Raw genomic sequence first — 25309 nt, 5'->3', positions numbered from 1 at the left:
GGACTCGAACCAGTGACATACGGATTAACAGTCCGCCGTTCTACCGACTGAACTATGGAGGAAGCGTGTTCTCGTGAGAACGAGGCGAATAATAGCTATCCTCTTTTCCCTTGTAAAGCAAAAAAACAAAAAAAATGTTTGTTTGCTCAAGAGTGCACCGTTTTGTTGTTTTTTTGATAAAAAAGTATAAAAAATAAATAGTTATATATAGATATCGCTGATGAGCATGAAAGGCTAGTAGGGGCTAGTTTATTTAGAAAAGCAAAAAGCCCGCATAAAGCGGGCTCTTCTAAATTTGGCTCCTCCAACTGGACTCGAACCAGTGACATACGGATTAACAGTCCGCCGTTCTACCGACTGAACTATGGAGGAATTGTGTTCTCTTGAGAACGAGGCGCATAATAGCGATGATATATCAGGGTGTCAACGTTAAAAAATAGATTAATTAACTGTTTGATTGGTTTATGGACAATATGGCTAAAAAATGGTTAAGGTTCTCCGTGTTGTGTGCAATAACACGGAGAATTTCTCATAGTATTAGACTTGGGGTGATAATTTTTCTGACGAAATCGGTTTGGTGATGGGATCGAATGCGATTAAATACACGTCATAAAAGTGTATCTCTTGTTTTGTGCGTATAATGTCATTGATGTCTTCTTTTATTTGCGCTGGGATAGCCGGGTGCTGGCGTATCTCATTAATCGCTTCATCAGATAATTTTTCAAAAGTATACCATTCGCCGTTATAGCAAACTCTAAGGTCAAGAACGCCGATATCATCAAACTTATAAATAGGTTTGATATCAAATAGCAGTATTCCTGCCATCACAATAAACATCAAAGTGAAAAGAGTCAGCGAAATGACCCCAAAGTAAGGAGAGTAAATAAGCAAAGCGGCCAGTAATAAATATGACAACACCATACTGACGCAAAGCCAAATATGATTTTTTAAAAATTGGCTATTAAAGTGTGGTTTGCCATCACGCTTTTCTGCGGCATTAATACGTGCTAAATCACGCTCTAAAATGTCTTTTAATACATTCATTGTAAATACCTTAAAAGATGAATGTTGCAAATTTGTTTCTTAAGAATAGATTATCATGGAGACAGGATCAGCAGATAGAACAGTTTTTTTAAATTCGACGCTTAACTGTTATTGTTAGTCTCTTAAGACTATTCCTACTTGCTGTTAATAATTGCTATAAAATATCAAATAAATTTTATACACAGTGACAAAAATAGAGGCGAATTTGTATTTTTTATGTGCAATTTGCATTTTTTTAATCTTTCAATGCATAAAACTATTGCTATTAACCCTGTCTCATGCGTTAATGAGTAAGGCCTAAATACAGACCTGATTTATGATTGACATTCTAAGTTAATGAGTTTTAAACAGCATCGCTTTTTGACCGTTTTCTTCATGTGTGCCCATAAGTTATAGGTAGTTCAGGCCAGTAGATGCCGAGAAGGCAACGTTTTATTGATATATAGGAAAGTCACATGTCTGACAAAATGAAAGGTCAAGTTAAGTGGTTCAACGAGTCTAAAGGCTTTGGTTTTATTACTCCAGCAGACGGAAGCAAAGACGTATTCGTTCACTTTTCTGCCATTCAAGGTAACGGTTTCAAAACTCTGGCTGAAGGTCAGAACGTAGAATTCACAATTGAAAACGGTGCAAAAGGTCCAGCAGCTGCTAACGTAACAGCTCTGTAATAAAAGCCTTTTAAAAATTTTCTTCAAGCCTGTCACCTTCTGGTGGCAGGCTTTTTCTTTATGGGTAAAATAAAAAGAAGATAATGAGAATTTTTATCAGGAGTAAAAATGAACGTTAATGATCATGTTGTAGTAAAAACGGATGGCTGTGAAGATCGTCAAGGAACCATTTTACTGATTGAAGAATTTAATGAAGGCATTATGTACTTGGTTTCACTGCCTGAATATCCGAATGGTATTTGGTTTTTTAATGAAAAAGAAGGTGGTGAAGGCACTTTTGTTCGACCAGTACAACAAAAATGATTGGTTTAGGAAGCGTTCATTTACATTGTGCAATGGCCTATTTATACTACCAGCCAAATTTTGACGAAGAGAAAACAGATGGATACGCAAAGTAGTAAATTAATGCAAAAAATAAATTGGTAAGTCGTTTTCTCCGCTAAAACTGCTTACCTACCGGTGGGCAGTGCACTTCTTGAACCTCGTTTTACATAGAATCGCACTAACCTTGAGATGCTCTTATTACTAAGAGGTGATTTTATGTGCTATGTTTTTTTCTCCTTGTTTCCTCCTCCTAGATTGCTGTAGCCAAAGATCCGTTGTTGTATTACTTCATTAGCCGTATAACGGCGTGTTTTTTTAGCCATTGTTTATGGAGGAAATTAAAATGGCTATGACTCCTTATATCTTAAATTTGGTTGTTGCAATGTGTCTTGGTGCTTTGATTGGTGCCGAAAGACAATGGCGTCAAAGAATGGCAGGACTTCGCACCAATGCTTTAGTGGCGACCGGTGCTGCGGTATTTATCTTAAGCTCCATTGAAACTTCACCCGATAGCCCAGGACGGATTGCTGCACAAGTGGTTTCTGGTATTGGTTTTTTAGGCGCAGGGGTGATTATGCGCGAAGGAATGAATATTCGAGGTCTTAATACTGCGGCGACACTTTGGTGCTCTGCGGGCATTGGTGTGTTATGTGGACTTGGACTCTATCCACTTGCTACCGTGGCGACATTGCTTATTCTTTGTGCCAATATTCTATTACGGGAAGCGGCTCAACGAATAAATGCCCAACCGCAATATCAAGCGACAGACATTGAACAACGCTATTCTATTCGTATTGTTTGTGATACTCACGATGAAGTTTTAGTAAGAACACTTATTTTGCAAGCCATAAACGGTTTACACGTGAGATTGCAATCATTAAGTAGCGCAGATACACCAATGCCTAGTCAATTAGAAGTTTGTGCTGAAGTGTTGGCAACTCCAGCTGAGCAAAAAGAGATAGAAGCCATTGTTTGCAGGATAAGTTTAGAAAAAAGTGTCAGTGCAATTAATTGGAAAATTGCTTCTGAGCATCCCGCCTAATACTTTATGGATATAAAATATAATACTTTGTGAGTATAAATAGAGGTTATCCCCACAGCAATAGAGCTTGTTAATGTGTTTTATAAGAATAGTGGGGATAATATCAACAAAAGTAGAATATAAAACAATAACTGAAAACGAGGGAATTTAGCTTATTTTAAACGCTATTTAATACAGTTTAGCATTATAAATAATAGAAAATTAACTAAGTATTAATACTGGTGGTTAAAGGTAACCTATTTCATATGTGTAATTATTCATTGTGAAACTATGTTTATGGCTGAATAAGATCGATAACATGTATCATCAATCTTTGTTTAGATGAAAGAATAAAGTTATCTATAATAAAAAACCATTTATCAATGGAAACTTATTTTAAATCAAAAAACACATTTTAAAATTATGTTAAGCCGAGTTGGTGGAGTGGCTTTCCTACTAAAAACCTATTTGATGAGTCTATTAATTGTCCTAGCACACAAAATCGTTACTAAAGGGCTTAAGACAAGATGCATTTACTTACATGCCTCTATTGAAAACTTTGGTGTCGTACATATCACTCGATGATATTCTCAAACAATTTCAATATATTCGATGAATTATTTATCATTATTCTTTATTTGACGATCGTTAACCTACTGCTTTTTGAGAAATATTTTTGATAAAAGTGCACTTAAAGCAAGTCAGGGGAGGAGAAAAGTTGTGTAGATGACACCGCAGGGGGCTACAGTAAAGCTGATGAATGGGGGGAAGTGTTGATTGTTGATACATATCATTAGGATATAAATTCTTTTTTGTAAACAAGCTGTAGGGGAAATGCTACCAATAAGTAATCTTATTATACTGGTTGAAAAAACATACTAATCTATTTATTGTATAAAATATCTATTTCAATATTACATTATTTATATCTTTATCAAGAAGATGAGTCTGACTTATAGAAGAAAAAAATCATCGAATAACGAAATAAATGCACCATTGTAATTTCTATTAGAAATAATTAGAGGCTTATTTTTCGTATTATATCATGATACAAAAATGATTAAAAAGATTAAGTAAAAGTACGGGGAAAAGAAAATACTAAAGGTTAGCGAGAATCAAAAAGAACATGGTCGATAAAAGGCTAATCGACTTCTAAACTATTGCTCATGTTATTGGGCGTTGTTACGTAAATAATTATAGTTGATGGTGACAGAAAGATGGCTAACAATATTTTTATCTTATTTGTTACATAAAAATGAGATCGTTGAGTAATGAGTTGCGTAACTGAGGTTATTTGTTTTTATGATAAAAAATAGTGATAAATAACTATTTTGAATAAATTTGTTATATCAATCTACTTATTGTGTGTTGTCTGTCAAAAAGTTATTTCCCACCAATTCTACTCTTTATTTGAGTAATGTTGATGATAATCAATATCACAATAAATAAAAATGATAAAAATAAGTTTGCTTTTTTGTTTAAAAAAGCAGTCTTTTTATCAATACCTTTCTTAGAAGAACCCATCTTCTCTTTTGTTAAGCATTGATATTAGCTGATTAGCGCTAAGAAATGGCTAAGGCTACTCTTCTCAAACCATCGGAAAACATGCTTAAAAAAAAGACAAATAAAAATAAAAAACGTATTATTTTTGGTCGTAAAGTAAGCTATCTTATCTGTCATATATAAAAAAAGTAACATTTGCTATTTTACAGTTTATTAATGATGATGATTGAGTAGGCAATAAGAGGTTATTTTGATCAAAAATAGTTGTTAATATTGACATTGGATAAATGATTTATACAAATGTTAATATTTAGGTGGTGAGCGTTAAAGCAGGATAGGGATTGATCAAATTGCAAATGAGTAAGTTGGAATTTCCATTCTAAATTTTCTATGTCTCAATCATTTTGAAAGAAGAGATCGGTAAAACTTTTTTGCTGAAAATGAAATAGTTATTTCATTTGTAGTCTATTTTTATCAGAATAACGGATAAGAAATAAAAAAATCACACTGATTATTTATAATAAATTAATTATTTATTATTTTAATAAAATCAATCTGTTTTTTTACTTATTGATACTATGTTATTTAAATAATAGCCTGTTTTTTTTTATTTATATGTGTTTTTATTTTTTTATATAAATGTAATGGCTGAAATATAAAAAATAAATTATTTTTGTTTATATTAAGTTTAAGTCAAATATTATATATTTTTTTTATCGAATTTAATTGGGTAAATAAAGTTATTATTGCTACTTTATATTTTTAAATGAGGTTTTTTCTCCTATGGATTTATATTTATTTTTCTAAAAAAAGTTGGTAAGTAATTTGATTGTTACGTAAAAACCATAAATAAATCTTACCTGTATTGTCATGTTTTTTTATATTGATTAATCTTTGTTCGGTAAAACACGCATAAAGAGTTATATAGCTTTATTATTTTGCACTTTTAGTTATTGATTAGTAATTTTTAATTATTTATTAATAAAACTTTTATGTGATAGAAATAAATATTCAATAATTTATAAGGTAAGATGCATAACTAGGAATTTAATTTTGTATAACTTATCCTGCTAATGTAAGAGTGTTATGTTTTATCTTTATGAATTTTAAGTGTAATTTTTTTTATTTAATTAATTTATAAAATTAGATAACTCAAATTAATTATGATTGGTTGTTTTTTATGCCAATTGTAAATAAAAAGTGATCATTTATGGTGTTTTCGGTAAATGACTAAAAAAACTATATCTATAGAAATATTTATTAAACACAAGTGCTTTGTTCAGACAAAGATGAGGAGGAGCTATGGCAATATATGTTACTGTGATCGAAAAAAACTTCAATTTTAGATTTGTCAATTTTTTATGCTGTATTTTTAGGTTTATAAGTTTAATAGATCGTATAAAATAAAAAATTATCATTAATATTTTAATTTGGGTAGATTCGCTTATTAATTCTCAGCAAGTTTTATTACTAATATTACTTGAATAGTTAATGAACTAATTCCATAATAATGATTATCTTTTTGTGATGTAACTCACATAGTATTTAAATTAGACTACTTTATCCGTTGAATAACTTAATCATTAAGGAGTAAAGTTATCTCGTTAGGATTATTCTTAACGTGATATATTGGCGAGCATTTAAAATCCTTTTTAATTTAAATGTTTTTCTCGCTACTTTTTGAAATGATCGTAATCAAGTAATACAAGGTAGTGTTACTACGAGTCATATTCATAAAATGGGGCCTGGAAATTCAATATACATTTATATTAATTTCCTCGGGATCTTACTTTAAACAAGATCCTCTTTGTTCAATATAATCGGACGGGATGTAAAGAGATGAGTACGGTTGAATTGCTTAAGCATATTTATGACATAAATTTATCGTATTTGCTTTTGGCGCAGAGGTTAATTAACCAAGAAAAGGCTTCCGCAATGTTTAGACTGGGTATCAGCGATTCTATGGCTGATGCACTAAAAGAGCTAACATTGCCTCAATTGGTTAAGTTGGCTGAAACAAACCAACTAATCTGTAATTTCCGGTTTGAAGACAGCGAAACAATAGAACAACTCACTAAAGAATCCAGAGTGGATGATTTGCAACAAATTCATACTGGTATCCTTCTTTCTTCTAACTTGTTCCGTCAACTATCGGAACATGATACCTCTGCTACAAAGAAACGGGCATAACAATGAGTGAGAAAAGTATCGTCCGAGAGGCGAAAGATATTCGCCTAGCAATGGAATTAATCACCTTAGGTGCTCGCTTACAAATGCTTGAAAGCGAAACGCAATTAAGTCGAGGGCGTTTAATTAAATTATACAAAGAATTAAGAGGAAGCCCTCCTCCTAAAGGTATGCTACCTTTTTCAACAGATTGGTTTATGACATGGGAACAAAATATCCATTCTTCAATGTTTTATAATGCTTACCGCTTTTTATTAAAAAGCGGGGGGAGTGTAGGTGTTGAAGCTGTTGTAAAAGCCTATCGTTTATATTTAGAACAATGTCCACCCGTTAAAGATCAAGAACCTATTTTAGCACTAACACGAGCATGGACATTAGTTCGTTTTGTTGAAAGTGGTATGTTACAACTTTCTGTATGTACCAAATGTAATGGTTCATTTATTACACACGCACATCAGCCTGCAAGTAATTATGTTTGTAGTCTTTGTCAGCCTCCATCTCGGGCAATAAAAAAACGTAAACTTTCCGCCAATCCTGCCGATATTAACTTACAACTGTTGGATGGTCTTGAACAGTTTGCAATGTGATTCGAGATTGAAAGTTAAATATCAGGTTATAGATTAAAGACTCTATAACCTGAGTTGTTTCCTCTTCCCCTCCTATCTCCTTGCGGTTATGTTCGCCATTCTCTCTATAACGAAATTAGCTAAAGGGATATCGCGTGTTAGTACTCTTAGGATATATCGTGGTGATTTGTGCTGTCCTCGGAGGGTTTACCCTCGTAGGTGGACATCTAGGCGCATTATATCAACCCGCTGAATTTTTAATTATTTTTGGTGCCGGTATCGGTGCTTTTGTTGTAGGTAATAATGGTCGTGCGATCGTATCAACGGTAAAAATCCTACCGAAATTACTTCGTAACACTAACTACAATAAAGCGATGTATATGGATCTAATGGCATTAATGTTTCGTTTGCTGTCTAAAGCGCGCCAAAACGGCATGTTGGCATTAGAGAGAGATATTGAAAATCCACAACAAAGTGACATTTTTTCCCAATATCCTCGCATTATGAAAGACGTTTATATGCTCAGTTTTATTACTGATTATATGCGTTTGATGGTGACGGGGAATATGAATCCTTATGAAATTGAAGCGCTAATGGACGAAGAAATTGCCACTTTTGAAGAAGAAAGTGAAGTACCTGCGGCGGGGCTCTCTACGATGGGCGATTCATTACCCGCATTTGGTATTGTGGCCGCGGTTATGGGGGTGGTTAATGCGCTAGGTGCTGCCGATAGACCTGCTGGGGAAATGGGGGCACTTATTGGTCACGCAATGGTAGGTACTTTCTTAGGCATTTTATTAGCTTATGGCTTTGTTTCACCATTAGCCTCTCGTATCAGACAACGCTCTAGTCAACAAATGAAAATGATGGAGTGCATCAAGACCACCCTGTTATCTAGCATGAATGGATATGCACCACAGATAGCGGTTGAGTTTGGTCGTAAGACCCTCTTTCTGGCAGACAGACCTTCATTTATTGAATTGGAAGAACATGTACGTCAGGTACGGACACCGATGCAGGCAAATCCTGATGCAATGAAAGAAGAGTAATTATGAAAAGTAATTCACAGATAATCAGAGTTAAAAAGCGAGGGAAAAAACAGCACAACGCACAACATGGTGCGTGGAAGATAGCTTACGCTGACTTTATGACTGCCATGATGGCTTTCTTTCTGGTGATGTGGTTACTTTCTATCGCTAGTCCTCAAGAGTTAACTCGTGTTGCTGAATATTTTCGCACACCTCTAAAAGTTGCCATTGAAAAAGGCCGCGTTAGTGGAGACGTGACAAACCCGATACCAGGGGGAGGACGTGATCCTGTGTATAACGAAGGTGATGTACTGCCAAAAGGTGTCGAAGATAAACAGCTCAATGAAAAACAGCAATTCCGTAAACTGAAAGAGAATTTAGAGCAAGTTATTTTACAAGATCCTCGCTTAAAAGATTTAAAACCTCATTTATTAATCGACATGATGGACGAAGGCTTACGTATCCAAATTATAGATAAAGAAAGCCGGCCAATGTTTAAAGTTGGTAGTGCCACTGTTGAACCTTATATGAAAGATATTTTAACTGCGATAGCGCCAATACTAAATGACTCGCCTTATAAAATCAGTTTATCAGGTCATACCGATGATATTCCTTATGCGAGTGGTGCACTCAAATACAGTAACTGGGAGTTATCAACGGATCGAGCCAATGCATCTCGTCGAGAACTTATTGGTGCAGGGCTTGCAGAATGGAAAGTACTACGGGTTGTAGGTATGGCATCAACTGTTCACTTAGTAAAAGAGGATGGTTTTGCTCCGGCGAATAGAAGGATCAGTATATTAGTTTTAACTAAGCAGGAAGAAAAGAAAATTGTACATGAAAATGAGCGGGTTGCACCAGCAATAAAAGAGGCATCAGAAATTAAACCTCTGCTTTCAGGGCAAGAAACCCCACAAGAAAACGGAGAAAATACACAGACGAATTCGTCTGTGTCTTCTTCTACATCTAAGCTTCCCGAATCAAAAAAGGAAAATGTTGAAACAGGAGTTTCTGGGGAAAGTTTGCCATCACAATCGACAAATATTACGACAAAACAGGAAACAACTCCTTAGTTTGTATGTAATCGCGTAAAGGTGAATGAGTAACGATGGATATTACCGAGTTTTATCAAACATTTTTTGATGAAGCAGATGAGTTGTTAGCTGATATGGAACAGCATTTACTGTTACTTGATCCGCAAAATCCAGATCAAGAGCAGTTAAATGCTATTTTTCGTAGTGCGCACTCCATAAAAGGAGGAGCCGCAACATTTGGCTTCGTTAAACTTCAGCAGACCACTCATGTGCTGGAAAACTTGCTCGATAGTGCAAGACGCCATGAAATGGTACTTACCGATGACATTATTAACCTGTTTCTGGAAGCGAAAGATATTATGCAACAGCAATTGGATGCACATAAAAACTCACAAGAGCCAGACGAGGAAACATTTAACTATATTTGTGAGAAGTTGCGTCAGTTAGCTCTAGAAGTCAAAGAGGAACAATCAACTCAATTAGGTGAGGGGAATGACTCAGTATCTTTAGCTGAAAGTAATGCCCCAACGGAGAACATCACTCCTGTTTCTGCAGTACATCATACTGACGATGAGCTTAGTAAAGAAAATCAACCACTAGCAACGGCTAATACACCAAATACTGACGGTCTTTATCAGCATCATATTATTTTATCTGATTTAAAAGAAACCGATATTGATTTAATGCTAGATGAATTAAAGCATCTGGGTGAAGTCAGTCAGGTTGAAAAACAGCACCATGGGTTGGAAGCGGTATTAAAAACCACAGCAACTCAAGAAGATATCAGTGCGGTATTATGTTTTGTGATTGAACCAGAACAGATTTCCTTTGCTAACGTTGCTGCTACTGAGGAAAAGGTAACGTCTACAGATAAAACGCAAGAGCAAGCCGAACACTCACCCTCATCTGTGACAGAAAGTATCCAGCCTGCTGCTCAAACAGAGCAGCCAGCTACGATAGAGAAAAACGTTGCTGAGTTGAATAAAAATAGTCAAGCAGATGAAGTGACTAAAGTTGCTACAACCTTGCCACCAACTGCGACACCAGCCCCTGCGCGAAAACCTGTTGTTGCTCAGGCCAAAACGGAATCAACCAGTATTCGCGTTGCGGTTGAAAAGGTGGACCAACTGATTAACTTGGTCGGGGAATTGGTGATCACTCAGTCTATGTTAGCGCAACATAGTGACACGCTTGAGCCATCTATTCATAGTGATCTACTCAGTTGTATTGCACAGCTACAGCGTAACTCTCGTGATCTGCAAGAGTCAGTGATGTCTATCCGAATGATGCCGATGGAATATGTTTTTAGTCGTTTTCCGCGGGTCGTTCGTGATTTAGCTGGCAAAATGCATAAAAAAGTTGAGTTAAATATGATTGGTAGTTCAACTGAACTTGATAAAAGTTTAATTGAGAAAATCATCGATCCTTTAACTCACTTAGTCCGTAATAGTCTTGATCATGGTATTGAAATGCCTGCCGATCGCATTGCCGCGGGCAAACCAGAGGCGGGTCAATTAACGCTTTCAGCAGAGCATCAAGGTGGCAATATTTGTATTGAAGTGACAGATGATGGTGCTGGATTAAATCGTGAGCGTATTTTGAAAAAGGCGATATCATCGGGCTTAGCTGTTTCTGAAAATATGAGCAATGAAGAAGTTGCGATGTTGATATTTGCGCCAGGTTTCTCTACCGCTGAGGTTGTCACCGATGTTTCTGGACGTGGTGTGGGTATGGATGTTGTAAAACGAAATATCCAAGAAATGGGTGGGCAAATTCAAATTAGTTTTGAAGTTGGAAAAGGCACACGCATTCGCATCTTGCTGCCACTCACATTGGCCATTTTAGATGGCATGTCAGTAAAAGTGAATGATGAAGTATTTATTTTACCATTAGGAACAGTGGTTAGCTCATTACAACCTGAAGAGGAAGATATTTATCCTTTAGCAGGAGATGAAAAATTATTGCAAGTAAGAGGTGAATATTTACCGCTTATTGAATTACACCGTACTTTTAATATTGAAGGTGCGCAAACCGATATTACTCAAGCGATTGCGGTTATCGTACAAAGTGCAGGGCGCCGTTATGCTTTATTGGTCGATAAGTTAGTTGGTCAACATCAAGTGGTTGTTAAAAATATAGAAAGCAATTACCGAAAAGTACCGGGTATTTCTGCTGCCACAATCATGGGCGATGGTAGTGTTGCTTTAATTCTTGATGTTCCAGAATTACAACGTTTAAGTCATTCTCAAATGACAGAAAAGAAAAAGAATACAACTGCGCATACAGTTATTTAATAGTGAGGATAAAATAAGATTATGGCTGCGGAACATTTCGAGAAATTATCCGGTGAAACTGTTGGACAAGGATTTCTAATTTTTACGTTGGGCAACGAAGAATATGGCATTGATATTCTAAAAGTACAAGAAATTCGGGGCTATGACCAAGTCACTCGTATTGCGAATGCACCTAGTTTTATTAAAGGTGTTACTAACTTACGAGGGGTTATTGTACCTATCGTTGATCTACGAATTAAGTTTTCACAAGAAAATGTTACCTATAATGACAACACAGTGGTGATCGTGGTTAATTTACTCAACCGTATTGTCGGCATTGTTGTTGATGGTGTTTCTGATGTATTAACTTTAAAACCTGAACAAATCTGTCCTGCTCCTGAATTTGCGGTAACAATGTCAACAGAATATTTAACAGGATTGGGTACTTTAGATGAAAGAATGTTAATTCTGGTTGATATTGAAAAATTACTCAATAGCGAAGAAATGGAATTAGTTGATAGCGCAACAATTATGGCTAAATAAAGTTTAGCCTATTAATCTTATTCTTTAATACTGTTCCGGCTATCTTGCCGGAATAGTTTTTTCAATTATTTGTTATTTCTTGGGGCTTTAATATTAATTAAGTGAAATTAAATCAGAAAGAGTACTTTTAATTTTAGTTAAGTTATTTTTTTTAAATGTATTAACTAAAAAATGAATGTGCATTATGCCTAGCAGGTTTTTAAAATGAGAATTTAAAATATAACTTATTGATATTTAATTTATTTATTGTAAATAGAAAATAGTATCTATATAGGATAAAACCTATAAAGTTTCTCTTAAGTCTGCCGATAACTTGGTCATACCATCTATTATAAAAAGGGAAACTCATGTTTAGCCGAATGAAAATAGTGACTGGGTTGTTATCCATTCTTCTGTTGTTTGGTGTTTTGCAGTTTATCTCCGGGGGTGTTTTTTACTCAAATCTCAGTGAAACAAGACAAGATCTGGATAAAACTCTCACAATACAAAAACAGCGTGAACGTTTAGATGAAAGCTGGGCAAACTTATTGCAAGCGCGTAACAATATCAATCGTGCAGCTATAAGCTATCTGTTACAGGATAAAGATCTGAATGTTGATAGCTCGTTGTCTGTAGAATATTTAACTGGTCTGGCACGTAAAAATATGTCTCGGGCCGATGATAAATTTAAAGAGTTTGAACAGCATATAAATGCTTATCAAATTCATTCAGAAGAAGAAATACGCAATTTAAAAGGGCGTTTTATTGAGTATTTTTCTGCATTAAATCAGTTAGAAATTTTACTGCAAGATAAAAACTTAAAAGATTTTTTCGAACAACCAACGACTTCTTATCAAGATGGTTTTTATAAAGAGTATCTTGCTTATGTTATGCGTAATGAGAAGTTTAATAATCAATTAAATAGTGCATTAGAAGCTTCTCATCAGCGTTCTATTATCACGATGGTGATATTAGCCATTATTGTTGTTACAGCACTCATCATTTGTTGGTTTGCACTACGCAATGCATTAATTCGACCACTTAATTCATTGTTATTAAATATTAAAGCATTTTCTGAAGGGGATCTACGTCCCGATATCGAGGTGCATGGACGTAATGAAATGAGCTTATTAGCAAGTGGCTTAAAGCACATGCAACAAGAGCTTATACATACTGTTCGTGGAGTTTATCAAAGTACTGAGAATATCTATAACAGCACCAGTGAAATTGCCGCAGGTAATAATGATTTATCCTCACGTACTGAGGAGCAAGTTGCTTCATTAGAAGAGACTGCTGCGAGTATGGAGCAGTTAACGGCGACAGTAAAACAAAATGCTGATAATGCACGTCAAGCAAGTAACCTTGCCAATGATGCCTCAGATATTGCCCGCCAAGGTGGAAAAGTTGTGGCTAATGTGGTGCAAACGATGCACGACATAGCCGGAAGTTCTCAAAAAATCACCGATATTACAGCAGTGATTGATGGTATCGCATTTCAAACCAATATTTTGGCGTTGAATGCGGCTGTTGAAGCTGCGAGAGCCGGTGAGCATGGTCGCGGATTTGCGGTAGTTGCCGGCGAAGTCCGTAATCTTGCACAGAGAAGTGCAGAAGCTGCTAAAGAAATAAAAACGTTGATTGAAGACTCTGTTAGTCGCACTGAAACCGGATCGGTATTAGTTGAAAGTGCAGGGGAAACCATGACTCGTATTGTCGAATCTGTGACACGTGTTACCGATATTATGGGGGAAATTGCCTCGGCATCGGATGAACAAAGTCGAGGAATTTCACAAGTGGGTCTTGCGGTTTCTGAAATGGATCGTGTTACTCAGCAAAACGCCTCTTTAGTAGAACAATCTGCCGCCGCTGCTGCGGGTCTTGAAGATCAAGCAGTTGCATTAACCCGCTTAGTTTCCATCTTCAAATTACCGGGTCAGGAAGAAAAAGCATTAGAGAAAAAGGAATTGGATGCACTCCCTGTAGTACAAGCCGCTGCTCCACTTATAAAACCAGGAACCTCAGAAAAGAAAAAGAGCAGCAGTGTTGAAGATCCCGCTAACTGGGAAACTTTCTAACAACAACAAGTGGCTGACAAGCGGTAGTGATTTGCTACCGCTTATAACGAGGTGAAGGCATGTTTAGGTTTCGTAAATTAAAGATATCCACCAGTCTCTATTTATTACTGATGATGTTTTGTGTGATGCAAGTTATTTCCAGTGGGATCTCACTGGGAATTATTCATTTAAACAACAATCAGATCACTAGAATTGATTTAGATACTGCTAAGCGAGATGAATTAGGATTAAGTTGGGTATCTTTAGTACAAGCACGTAATGCAATAAATCGCGTTGCGATAGGAATGAAAACTGAACAGTCAACAGATTATATCCAATCTATTGAATCAATCGCATTATCACGTTTGGAAACAGCAAATACTCATTTTCAAAATTTCCTTACAGATATTAATCAAGAGGTTATTCCACAAGAAGAAAAAGAGATTTTTAATACCGTAAAAAATGATTATCACGTTCTTTATAGTGCACTAGTTGAATTACATGGCATGTTAAAAAAAGGCGATTTTCAAGGGTTTTTAGATCAACCAACGGAACGCTATCAAACTGCGATGGAAAATTCATTTAATACCTATATGAATTACGTTCAATATGAAGTGGCTGATTCGATTGAGCAAGGACATCATTTTTATACCATCGCTATTTTAATGTTTATTGGCGCAATCACCATGGTAATTGTGGTGTCAATCGCCTCTCATCGCTGGTTAAGTTTTAATATTATTAAACCTTTCGCAAGTTTAAGCCGTTACTTTAATGATGTCGCAACAGGCAAATTAAATCGTGAAATTCTGGTTTTTACTGATGACGAAATAGGTGACATTTTTAGACGGTTACGTGAGATGCGTGGCGAGTTGGTGCGCTCTATTCGTATTGTTCGTGATAACAGTCAGGCGATGTATTCGGGTATTCAAGAAATTTCCAAAGGTAATACCGATTTATCCTCGCGCACAGAACAACAAGCTGCTTCTTTGGAAGAGACGGCTGCGAGTATGGAGCAATTAACGGCGACAGTTAAACAAAATGCGGATAACGCGTTACAAGCGAGTAAGTTGGCGGAATCTGCATCTGAAACTGCACTACGAGGCGGTGAAATTACTCACAGTGTGGTCGAAATGATGGATGCTATTACTCAAAGTTCTCAAAAGATAGGCGCTATTATTAGTGTCATTGATGGTATTGCCTTTCAAACCAATATCTTAGCGCTTAATGCTGCGGTAGAAGCGGCGCGAGCGGGTGAACAAGGACGCGGTTTCTCAGTTGTTGCAGGAGAGGTGCGTAATCTTGCTCAGCGTAGTGCTGAAGCGGCTAAAGAAATTAAAACACTTATTGACGAGTCTGTGTCTCGAGTCTCTCAGGGATCTCGATTAGTAAATGATGCGGGGCAAACGATGGAGGAGCTTGTCACATCTGTAAATAAAGTCACTGAGTTAATGGCCGAAATTGCCTCGGCTTCAGACGAACAAAGTAGAGGTATTCACCAAGTTGCTGATGCTGTTAGTCAGATGGATCAGGTGACACAACAAAACGCTGCTTTGGTGGAGCAATCAGCATCTGCTGCCACAGCATTAGAAGATCAGGCTAACAACCTGGTTAATGCTGTATCGGCATTCGAATTGCCTGACACGGATGAAGACGGATCTTCTCACTCCTTAGAAGGTAATGGGTTGAAGAAAGCAGATAAAAAATCATTTTTTAAAAAGACCCATTAAAAAATAATGAAACGTAATGTTACTGAAGAATTGCCAGATATCGCTGCTCAACCGTTAGATTTTTTTTCTGAACGGTTTATGTTGTCCGATGATCAGTTTCAATCAATCTGCCAATTGATTTATCAAAAAGCAGGTATTGTGCTGACTAACAACAAACGGGAAATGGTTTATAACCGTCTCACGAGGAGGTTACGTGAATTACGGATGAATAACTTTGGTGACTATCTTGCGTTTCTAAAAAGTGATGTATGCAACCCTGAATGGCAAGAGTTTATTAATGCGTTAACCACAAACTTAACTGCATTTTTTAGGGAAGCACATCACTTTCCTATTTTGGCTAAACACGCCAAAAACAGGGCAGGAGGAGTTTACCGAGTATGGTGTGCTGCCGCATCTACTGGAGAAGAGCCTTATTCAATAGCGATGACTTTGCGCGATGTTTTTGGGGATAACCCCTATAAAACAAAAATTATTGCCAGCGATATCGACACTAATGTGTTGGAAAAAGCCCGTAAAGGTGTTTATCGACTGGAAGAGTTAAAAACGTTAAACGAAGAATATTTGAAAAAATATTTTCTCAAAGGTGTTGGTGATTTTGCCGGATACGTGAAAATTAGACCACAAGTAAGTGAAATGGTCACTTTTCAGTATTTGAATTTACTCGACAAGCAGTGGAAATTAGAAGGGCCATTTGATGCGATTTTTTGTCGTAATGTCATGATTTATTTTGATAAAACGACACAGCAAAGCTTACTTCATCGATTTATACCATTGCTTAAACCCGATGGAATGCTGTTTGTAGGGCATTCTGAAAATGTGAGCCAACTAAGCAAGGATTTTTACTTGCAGGGGCATACGGTTTACGGGCTGACACCAGCAAGGAGAGGTTATGAATAAAATAACGGTACTCTGTGTTGATGATTCGGCGTTAATGCGCCAGATCATGCGAGAAATAATTAATAGTCACCATGATATGGAGGTCGTTGATTGTGCGCCAGATCCGATAGTCGCTCGTGACTTAATAAAAAAGTTTAATCCACAGGTATTGACGTTAGATGTTGAAATGCCACGCATGGATGGTATTGATTTTTTGGAAAAATTAATGCGCTTACGCCCTATGCCAGTGGTGATGGTTTCATCACTCACGGCAAAAGGTTCAGAAGTGACATTAAAAGCATTAGAACTGGGGGCGGTTGATTTTGTCACTAAACCTCAGTTAGGTCTACGTGAAGGAATGTTGGCCTACAGTGAACTTATTGCAGAAAAAATCCGAGCAGCGGCTCAGGCAAGAATTAGTCGTCATGAAACGAAAACATTACCGTCTAAGTCGTTATCATTTACTCCCATGATTTCGAGTGAAAAGTTAATCGCTGTTGGTGCTTCAACAGGGGGCACGGAGGCCATTCGTCATTTTTTAGAGCCATTACCTATTACCAGCCCTGCAGTATTAATAACCCAACATATGCCGGCGGGTTTTACCCACTCATTTGCAGAGCGGTTAAACCGTTTATGCCAAATCAGTGTGAAAGAAGCTGAAGATGGAGAACGGGTTTTACCTGGACACGCCTACATCGCACCGGGTGATTATCATATGGAGCTTCGTCGTAATGGTGCTAATTACCAGATCCATATAAATAAAGATCCTGCGGTAAATCGGCATCGACCTTCTGTTGATGTGCTATTTAATTCGGTTGCTAAATATGCGGGACGTAATGCTATTGGTGTCATTTTAACAGGGATGGGCAGTGATGGTGCTACAGGTTTATTAGCAATGCGTCGTGCAGGTAGCTACACATTTGCACAAGATGAAGCAAGTTGCGTCGTCTTTGGGATGCCTCGTTCCGCGGTCGAATTGGGAGCCGTAGATGAGGTAAAAAGTATAAGCTCAATGAGTAAAGCCGTGCTGATGAAAATCAGCACAACACAATCATTGCGTATCTGATTAAGTTCAGTTTAAACAGCAACACAGTAATTTGCCAATATATTTTGAAGGAGTTTTCAATGGCAAGTAAGGATCTGAGATTTTTAGTGGTTGATGATTTTTCAACAATGCGCCGCATCGTTCGTAATTTACTAAAGGAGTTAGGATTTATGAACGTAGAAGAAGCAGAAGATGGTGCTGACGCGTTAGCCAAGTTACAGAGTTCGGCATATGATTTTGTTATCACCGATTGGAATATGCCCAATATGGATGGGTTAGAGTTGCTGAAGAATATTCGTAGTGACGCAGGGCTTGCAACGCTTCCCGTTCTGATGGTGACCGCCGAAGCGAAAAAAGAAAATATTATTGCTGCTGCGCAATCAGGAGCAAGTGGATATGTTGTTAAACCTTTTACTGCAGCCATTCTTGAAGAAAAACTCAATAAAATTTTTGAAAAACTGGGCATCTAAGGAGTCGCAATGAGTGGGGATCCAATTATGCCGAAAGATAATGTCGAAATAACGTCAGATATTATCAGTCGGATCGGACAATTGACGCGTATGTTACGCGACAGTTTGCGAGAATTAGGATTGGATAAAGCAATAGCAGAAGCAGCAGAAGCCATTCCTGATGCAAGGGAAAGATTGGACTATGTTGCTCAAATGACCGCTCAGGCAGCTGAGCGTACATTAAATTGTGTGGAAGCTGCGCAACCAAAACAGGATGAGTTAAGTAGTCATGCAACTAAGTTAACTGAACGCTGGGATCAATGGTTTGAGCATCCAGAAGATCTCAAAGATGTACGCTCTCTTGTAACGGATACCCGCAATTATTTGCGGGATATCCCTGAAAGTGCGGCTTTTACAAATAGCCAATTACTTGAAATTATGATGGCGCAAGATTTCCAAGATTTAACAGGCCAAGTGATTAAACGTATGATGAGTGTGGTTCAAGAAATTGAAAAACAACTTGTTATGGTATTAATGGAAAATCTGCCACCAGAGCAACTTGAAAAATCCAATGCGAAAAAAGAGAGTGATTCATTATTAAATGGCCCACAAGTCAATAAAAACAATGCTGGTGTGATTAAGAATCAAGATCAGGTTGATGATTTACTGGAAAGTTTAGGTTTCTAATCTATTGGTGAGTTTAGGGCGATAAGGACATAACTGGCTTGCAGGAGGCATTCGCTCTATCTCTGCTCTTTGAGGATGTTCTATTTTATGGATAAAAAACAACCAAAAAACAGGTTAATAGCGCAGGCTATTGAAAAAAATGTAAGCCGCTTTATCTAAGCGGCTTTTGTTTGATGGTGAGAAATACACGCTTTTACCTTATATTCACCATAGAATTATTCTTTGACATAATTGATATTGGTTTAAATGAAAACAATAATAGCTTTATGAATACCTATGAAGATAATTTTAGTTTTGTGACTAATATCTCATAAAGTAAAGTAATTTTTAATTCTAATATAATTATTTTTACTATTAGCTGATTAGGTTTTACTATAGCTATTAGTAGTAGCTTTGTATTTATTATTGAATGAAAATGATAGTGTAGTTATACTAAATTAAGTAGGATAATGAAATTATTTATAGTTTTAAATGTTATATAAAGTAGATGGTTGTTTTTTCAATATAAATAGAGTTTTGATAAGAAAAGATAAAGTTTTTTTGTCAATAGAGTTTTTAAATCTTAAATTTATAGAGAGTTAAATAATATGGGATATATATATGATACAACAGTGATTGATTGGGATAAGGAATATAAATATGCTAACTATAGTAGGATTAAAAGTATAATAAATAGTGAAAAGAATGATGATAACGTTGCTGCAATTATTACCATTGAGGAAGCAGAGTATATTTTGAATAATGAGTTTTCTCCTACATCATTTAAGTCACCTAAAGATACGCTCTTTGGTATAACTGATTTTATTTCTAATTTTTCCGGGAATATTTATGAGGCATATCGTGTACAAAGAATAATAAATGAATTCCGTAATGTTAATATCCGAGCAACAGAATATGTTGCTCCAAATGGTAATGTCTATATTAGACTATCTGGTCATGCTGGTGTTAGAGCTTTCTTGAATGGCACTAGATATTTGGCAAACAATCCTCGTATATTGTATATGGGAGTTGGAACTCAAGGTATGAATGATACATCTATCGGTGCTACTCGATTTGCTATTGTTTTTTCTCTTGCTTATCGGGCCGTGGAATTAATATTTAAAGATGAAAATACATTGATTAATTTCTTTGTCAATGTAACAATGGATATTGCTAAATTGGCTATCGCAACTCATATAACTACTATAGCTACAGGATCTATAGTAACGGGATTGCTAGCCGCAGGTGTTAGTGTCATAGCTGTTGCTATAGGAGTCTTTATTATAGGAGCATTAATTTCCTATGCATTATATAAATTAGACGATAAATTCGGTATAAGTGAATCTATTATAAGAGATTTAAAATATCACCGTAGGGCTAAAACTGAAACAAGAAGTCCTCAGATTATATTTAATAATTGGAGAGCCTTCAGTCGTGGTTAAAGTAAACCCAATAAACTTAATAAGTTCATCTATCATATTATTTCTATTGGCTATATATGGTCTATATGTATCAATAGCTAATTATCTAGATTATTTCTTAATGAAAGATAGAATATTTTTCTCATTTTTAACAGGGTTATTTGGTTTTGGAAGTCCTATCATTCTCTATTTTTCATATTTTGGGATTATCTTGGCATATAAGAAAACTCCAACAAAAAAAATAATAAAATCAGCTAATTATTTAGCAGGTATTGCTATCTTTGGTGTTTTTTTTAGTTTGTTTTTTTCTTTTTATATTCAAATGGATTTGGTAGATAAAGGTTATTATTCTTGCGATAAATCATCCATGTTTGCACCAAGTGAATATGTTGTTTCAAAGACGATGTGTAAGTAATATACTTTATTAGTATAATATAGTTGATATCTCATTTGAAATAATATGCGTATATTTTTAGATCTTTCTTCATTAAAGTATATCAGAGGAAAATATGGAATTTAATTTCAGATAAGTTCATTAATAAATAATATGTATCCTTTTCCAAAGAGTAAATTAAAATAGCAAAGATACTTTACTTAAATGAAGAAAAATAAGTATTGTTTAGTCTAAAAACAAACCACCTTTTTACGGGTGGCTTATGATTTTAAATTAAAGTCAGAAATTATACTATTGAACTATTTCACTATTAATACTATAACTTGATGTGTTTGCGATTAAATGGTTTCGTGATATTGACTCATATTTCATTTGTATACGTTGATATGGCATTGATTCATTATCTTTTATTGAATCTGGAAATATGTCTGAGATCTCAATCAGGGATACTCCTGTAAGTTTAATCTCATAATATTTTTCAAACTGCCCGCTTTGACTTGTACGATAAAATGTAAAATAAGCTTCTAAGATCTCATTATTATCTAGAGCAACAGACAAAAGAGGAGATGATTTATCGATAGGTTTTGTAAATACGATAGGTTTATATAATGCGTTCTGTTCTCTAAATGCTCCTCCATGTAACCCAATAACCTGTATTTCGTTTTCATGGCCTATTTGGTAAAGATTACCTATAGAGTCTTGAGTTGAACAACCTGCTGAAATTAACCCTTGATTTTTACCTTTTAATGCTAAATATGTTGGATAAGCCAAAGGAATCTCCTTATAAAAACATATGAACTAAACAAATCCATCAATACTTACTAAAAGCATATCGTAAACCTTTAAAAAATTCTATTTAAATATATCTAGATTGAAGATATAGTCATTTATTCATCCTAAATGACTATTTCTTATCCATAGCCCAAAAAGCCCCGTAAATTTGCGATTGTTCAACCCATCAATTTCTTCTGAATTTGTCATGCTAAGAGACATTTCATTCAGGCTTTAATCTAATTATCTAAATCGGACAGACTGTGGCTGAAGATAGCGATCTCGAAAAGACAGAAGAACCCACACCCCATAAACGGGAAAAAGCGAAAAAGGATGGGCAAATTGTTCGTTCCAAAGAGCTTTCGTCCGTATTAATGATTTTAGGGGGCGTCAGTCTACTGTGGATGAGTGGGCGTTTTATCACTCGTGAGCTCTATGCCATGCTAACGGAAGGTTTTACTTTTAATCACCACATAATCGGCAACGAGAATTTATTGATCCCCCGTTTTGCCAGTTTAATGAAACAGGCTGTATTTGCGTTATCGCCAGTGTTTCTAGGCTTGGTCTTAGTGGCAATTGGTGGTTCAGCCGTATTGGGGGGGATTAATTTTAGTAGCAAATCTATCAAGTTTGATCCGAAAAAATGGAACCCTATTTCTGGCTTAAAACGTATTTTTTCAATGAATGCGTTAGCTGAATTATTTAAAGCGATTTTAAAATCACTCTTTGTCGGCTTAGCCGCAACGGTTTTCTTATGGCACAACTGGAACGATATTCTTCATTTGATCACGCTTCCTCCTTTAAGTGCTTTAGCTAATGCGATGCAACTGCTTATTTTTGCGGTCTATATTGCGGTTTTTATGCTTATCCCGATGGTGGCATTCGATATTATTTTTCAAATTCGTAGTCATTTGAAAAAGTTACGCATGACACGCCAAGAAATCAAAGACGAATTTAAACAACAAGAAGGTGATCCGCAATTAAAGGCGCGTATTCGCCAACAACAACACGAGATGTCGCGTCGACGAATGATGGCAGATGTGCCAAAAGCAGATGTCATTGTCACTAACCCAACGCATTACGCGGTTGCTTTGCAATATAACGACAAAATGGTTGCCCCAAAAGTACTTGCTAAAGGGGCGGGCGCCATTGCCTTAAAAATTAAAGAAATTGGTGCTGAACATCGAATTCCGCTTCTAGAAGCGCCACCGCTTGCTAGGGCGTTATATCGTCACAGTGAGATAGGACAGGCTATTCCTGCAACACTCTATGCCGCTGTTGCAGAAGTTTTAGCTTGGGTCTATCAACTGAGACGATGGAAAACCGAAGGTGGTTTAAAACCTAAACAACCTATGAACTTGCCAGTGCCTCCCGCACTGGACTTTGCTGGAGAAGATAATCGTCATGGCTAATTTGGCCTCATTACTCCGCTTGCCGGGAAATTGGAAAAGTTCTCAGTGGCAGATACTGGCAGGGCCAGTACTTATTTTGCTTATACTGTCAATGATGGTACTGCCATTGCCACCTTTTCTATTGGACTTATTGTTTACCTTTAACATTGCCCTTTCTATCATGGTGCTATTAGTGGCCATGTTTACTAGGCGCACATTGGACTTTGCTGCCTTTCCTACAATACTCCTGTTCACTACATTGTTACGCTTATCGCTTAACGTTGCATCAACACGTATTATCTTGATGGAAGGACATACAGGCTCCGCGGCTGCAGGGCGTGTTGTTGAAGCTTTTGGTCATTTCCTCGTAGGTGGCAATTTTGCTATCGGTATCGTTGTTTTTATCATTCTTATTCTGATTAACTTTATGGTTATCACCAAAGGTGCAGGGCGTATTGCTGAAGTAGGCGCACGCTTTGTATTAGATGGGATGCCGGGTAAGCAGATGGCTATCGATGCTGATTTAAATGCTGGGATCATAAACGAAGAAGAAGCTAAAAAACGTCGTAAAGAAGTCTCGCTTGAGTCTGACTTTTATGGATCTATGGATGGTGCAAGTAAATTCGTCCGAGGGGATGCGATTGCTGGCTTAATGATCTTGGTAATAAACGTCGTTGGTGGTTTAGTGGTCGGTGTTGCACAACATAATATGGCACTTAACGATGCGGCAAGCACTTACACCTTATTAACTATCGGTGATGGGCTGGTGGCTCAAATTCCAGCACTGATTATATCAACAGCGGCGGGTGTTATTGTTACTCGCGTTGCAACCGATGAAGATGTCGGTCAACAAATGGTGACGCAACTCTTTGATAACCCTCGTGTGCTGATGCTAACCGCGGGTGTTTTAGGATTGCTGGGGTTAGTACCAGGTATGCCAAACTTTGTTTTCCTCTTCTTTACGGCAGCATTAGCAGGATTAGGATGGTATATCTTAAAACGTCATAGCAGTCCTCAAGTGCAACAACAAAAAGAGTTGGAACAAGTTGAAAAACAAAATCGGGTTGTTGAAGCCTCTTGGGAAGATGTGCAATTAGAAGATCCGCTGTCAATGGAAGTAGGTTATCGTCTTATTCCCATGGTCGATAATCGCCAAAATGGTGAATTATTAGGTCGAATTAGTGGTATTCGCAAAAAGTTTGCACAAGAAATGGGGTATTTACCTCCTGTTGTACATATTCGCGATAATATGGAAGTGAAACCTTCCTCCTACCGCATTTTAATGAAAGGGGTAGAAATCGGCCATGGCGAAGCTCATCCTGGGCGTTGGTTGGCCATAAACCCCGGTAATGCAGTCGGAACGCTAGAAGGTGATAACACTCAAGAGCCGGCATTTGGTTTACCTGCGGTATGGATTGATGACAGTTTAAGAGAGCAAGCACAAGTACAAGGCTATACGGTTGTGGCGGCAAGTACAGTGATTGCAACACATTTTAATCATGTACTTAACCAATACGCAGCAGAGTTATTTGGTCGCCAAGAAGCGCAAATGCTATTTGATAGGGTAAGCAAAGAACTACCGAAAATGACGGAAAATATGATCCCCGATATGCTGTCATTAACGGTGTTACATAAAGTATTGCAAAACCTGTTGGCAGAGCAAGTGCCTATTCGCGATATGAGAACCATATTAGAAGCACTTGCAGAGCATGCACCTGAGCAAAAAGATCCGGCAGAATTAACGGCGGTAGTTCGTGTTGCATTACGCAGGGCAATAACACAACACTGGTTTGGTGATAAAGAAGAGATACAAGTTATCGGATTAGATGCGGGACTAGAGCGTCTATTATTACAAGCGATGCAAAGTGGGGGGGGATTAGAGCCTGGCCTTGCTGAAAACATTGAACAACAAGCCTTAGATGCGGTACGTCGTCAAGAGATGTCAGGGGGCGTGCCAGTACTCTTGGTTAACCATGCACTACGTTCGCTGTTATCACGCTTTTTACGCCGTAGCTTGCCACAGTTAGCGGTATTATCAAATATGGAAATTAGCGAAGGTCGTCATATTCGTATGACATCAATGATTGGTGGACAAAATCATTAATTATTAATCATTGATAAAAATCTACTAAAACCACTAAATCATCATTTAGTGGTTTTTTTTAGTTTAAACAAGAAGAATATAAGTAATTGTTCTATATATAGAATATGTTTTAAATAAAAGCAATATTAAACATGGATATGGTGAGATTTATTTTGATAAAGAGGCTTATAGAATAACAGAAAGAAAATTAAATATTAATAGCTTGTTTGGTAATAGGGCTGTTTATATATCTTATTATTAA

21 protein-coding genes and 1 tRNA gene are annotated in these 25309 nt (G+C 36.7%); 19 read left to right on the top strand and 3 right to left on the bottom strand.

Annotated features, from left to right (window positions below; all coding sequences use genetic code 11):
- Positions 1-296: 296 nt before the first annotated feature.
- Positions 297-372: transfer RNA gene (locus AACQ49_RS01460), tRNA-Asn, on the bottom strand.
- 165 nt (positions 373-537) lie between these two features.
- The gene (locus AACQ49_RS01455) at positions 538-1044 is read right to left on the bottom strand and encodes a YlaC family protein (protein ID WP_004243574.1); all 507 of its coding nucleotides are present in this window, start codon (positions 1042-1044) and stop codon (positions 538-540) included.
- A 455-nt stretch (positions 1045-1499) separates the two neighbouring features.
- Between AACQ49_RS01455 and cspE the strand changes: the two genes are divergently transcribed.
- From cspE to AACQ49_RS01370, 17 genes are all read left to right on the top strand, one after another.
- A complete protein-coding gene (gene cspE, locus AACQ49_RS01450; protein WP_004243573.1) occupies positions 1500-1712 on the top strand; it encodes a transcription antiterminator/RNA stability regulator CspE in 213 nt (70 codons plus the stop codon).
- A 108-nt stretch (positions 1713-1820) separates the two neighbouring features.
- Entirely contained in the window at positions 1821-2015 is a 195-nt protein-coding gene (gene dsrB, locus AACQ49_RS01445) for a protein DsrB (RefSeq protein ID WP_004243572.1), read from the top strand.
- Positions 2016-2379: 364 nt separating this feature from the next.
- A complete protein-coding gene (locus AACQ49_RS01440) occupies positions 2380-3078 on the top strand; it encodes an MgtC family protein (protein ID WP_004248352.1) in 699 nt (232 codons plus the stop codon).
- A 3321-nt stretch (positions 3079-6399) separates the two neighbouring features.
- Positions 6400-6750, top strand: coding sequence for a flagellar transcriptional regulator FlhD (flhD, locus tag AACQ49_RS01435; protein ID WP_004243568.1), 351 nt, complete (start codon positions 6400-6402; stop codon positions 6748-6750).
- 2 nt (positions 6751-6752) lie between these two features.
- Positions 6753-7334, top strand: coding sequence for a flagellar transcriptional regulator FlhC (gene flhC, locus AACQ49_RS01430; RefSeq protein WP_004243567.1), 582 nt, complete (start codon positions 6753-6755; stop codon positions 7332-7334).
- Between the two features lie 134 nt (positions 7335-7468).
- Complete coding sequence (gene motA, locus AACQ49_RS01425; RefSeq protein WP_004243566.1) at positions 7469-8362, top strand: flagellar motor stator protein MotA; 894 nt, start codon at positions 7469-7471, stop codon at positions 8360-8362.
- Positions 8363-8364: 2 nt separating this feature from the next.
- On the top strand, positions 8365-9414 hold the full coding sequence (gene motB / locus AACQ49_RS01420) for a flagellar motor protein MotB (RefSeq protein WP_004243565.1): 1050 nt from the start codon (positions 8365-8367) through the stop codon (positions 9412-9414).
- Between the two features lie 35 nt (positions 9415-9449).
- Complete coding sequence (cheA, locus tag AACQ49_RS01415; RefSeq protein WP_161778848.1) at positions 9450-11669, top strand: chemotaxis protein CheA; 2220 nt, start codon at positions 9450-9452, stop codon at positions 11667-11669.
- A gap of 21 nt (positions 11670-11690) precedes the next feature.
- Entirely contained in the window at positions 11691-12191 is a 501-nt protein-coding gene (gene cheW, locus AACQ49_RS01410; protein ID WP_004243558.1) for a chemotaxis protein CheW, read from the top strand.
- Positions 12192-12538: 347 nt separating this feature from the next.
- Positions 12539-14245 carry a methyl-accepting chemotaxis protein gene (locus AACQ49_RS01405; protein ID WP_004243557.1) on the top strand — a complete coding sequence of 569 codons (1707 nt, stop codon included), beginning with the start codon at positions 12539-12541 and terminating at the stop codon, positions 14243-14245.
- Positions 14246-14304: 59 nt separating this feature from the next.
- Positions 14305-15951, top strand: a complete 1647-nt coding sequence (locus AACQ49_RS01400; RefSeq protein WP_129623702.1) for a methyl-accepting chemotaxis protein — start codon at positions 14305-14307, stop codon at positions 15949-15951.
- Positions 15952-15957: 6 nt separating this feature from the next.
- Positions 15958-16848: a protein-glutamate O-methyltransferase CheR gene (cheR, locus tag AACQ49_RS01395; RefSeq protein ID WP_004243555.1), complete on the top strand. Its 891-nt coding sequence runs from the start codon at positions 15958-15960 to the stop codon at positions 16846-16848.
- Entirely contained in the window at positions 16841-17893 is a 1053-nt protein-coding gene (locus tag AACQ49_RS01390; RefSeq protein WP_004243552.1) for a protein-glutamate methylesterase/protein-glutamine glutaminase, read from the top strand. Before cheR ends, AACQ49_RS01390 begins: the two co-directional genes overlap by 8 nt.
- Before the next feature lie 59 nt (positions 17894-17952).
- A complete protein-coding gene (gene cheY / locus AACQ49_RS01385) occupies positions 17953-18342 on the top strand; it encodes a chemotaxis response regulator CheY (protein ID WP_004243551.1) in 390 nt (129 codons plus the stop codon).
- 9 nt (positions 18343-18351) lie between these two features.
- Positions 18352-19008: a protein phosphatase CheZ gene (gene cheZ / locus AACQ49_RS01380; RefSeq protein ID WP_004250768.1), complete on the top strand. Its 657-nt coding sequence runs from the start codon at positions 18352-18354 to the stop codon at positions 19006-19008.
- Between the two features lie 587 nt (positions 19009-19595).
- Entirely contained in the window at positions 19596-20429 is an 834-nt protein-coding gene (locus AACQ49_RS01375) for a hypothetical protein (protein WP_129623775.1), read from the top strand.
- Positions 20422-20823 (top strand): DUF1240 domain-containing protein, encoded by a 402-nt coding sequence (locus tag AACQ49_RS01370; protein ID WP_242503531.1) that lies wholly within the window; start codon positions 20422-20424, stop codon positions 20821-20823. Before AACQ49_RS01375 ends, AACQ49_RS01370 begins: the two co-directional genes overlap by 8 nt.
- A gap of 270 nt (positions 20824-21093) precedes the next feature.
- On the opposite strand, the gene AACQ49_RS01365 is transcribed toward AACQ49_RS01370, so the two are convergent.
- Positions 21094-21573: an Hcp family type VI secretion system effector gene (locus tag AACQ49_RS01365; protein WP_161683156.1), complete on the bottom strand. Its 480-nt coding sequence runs from the start codon at positions 21571-21573 to the stop codon at positions 21094-21096.
- 263 nt (positions 21574-21836) lie between these two features.
- Here AACQ49_RS01365 and flhB point away from each other — a divergent pair, with 263 nt between their 5' ends.
- Entirely contained in the window at positions 21837-22985 is a 1149-nt protein-coding gene (flhB, locus tag AACQ49_RS01360) for a flagellar biosynthesis protein FlhB (RefSeq protein WP_004243547.1), read from the top strand.
- Positions 22978-25068, top strand: a complete 2091-nt coding sequence (gene flhA, locus AACQ49_RS01355) for a flagellar biosynthesis protein FlhA (protein ID WP_004248346.1) — start codon at positions 22978-22980, stop codon at positions 25066-25068. Before flhB ends, flhA begins: the two co-directional genes overlap by 8 nt.
- The last annotated feature ends 241 nt before the right edge of the window (positions 25069-25309 follow it).

This window comes from Proteus sp. G2675, assembly GCF_963886535.1.
Classification (GTDB): Bacteria; Pseudomonadota; Gammaproteobacteria; order Enterobacterales; family Enterobacteriaceae; genus Proteus; species Proteus mirabilis.
The sequence above is the reverse complement of the archived record's forward strand: the minus strand, read 5'-3'. Positions and strand labels throughout refer to the sequence as shown.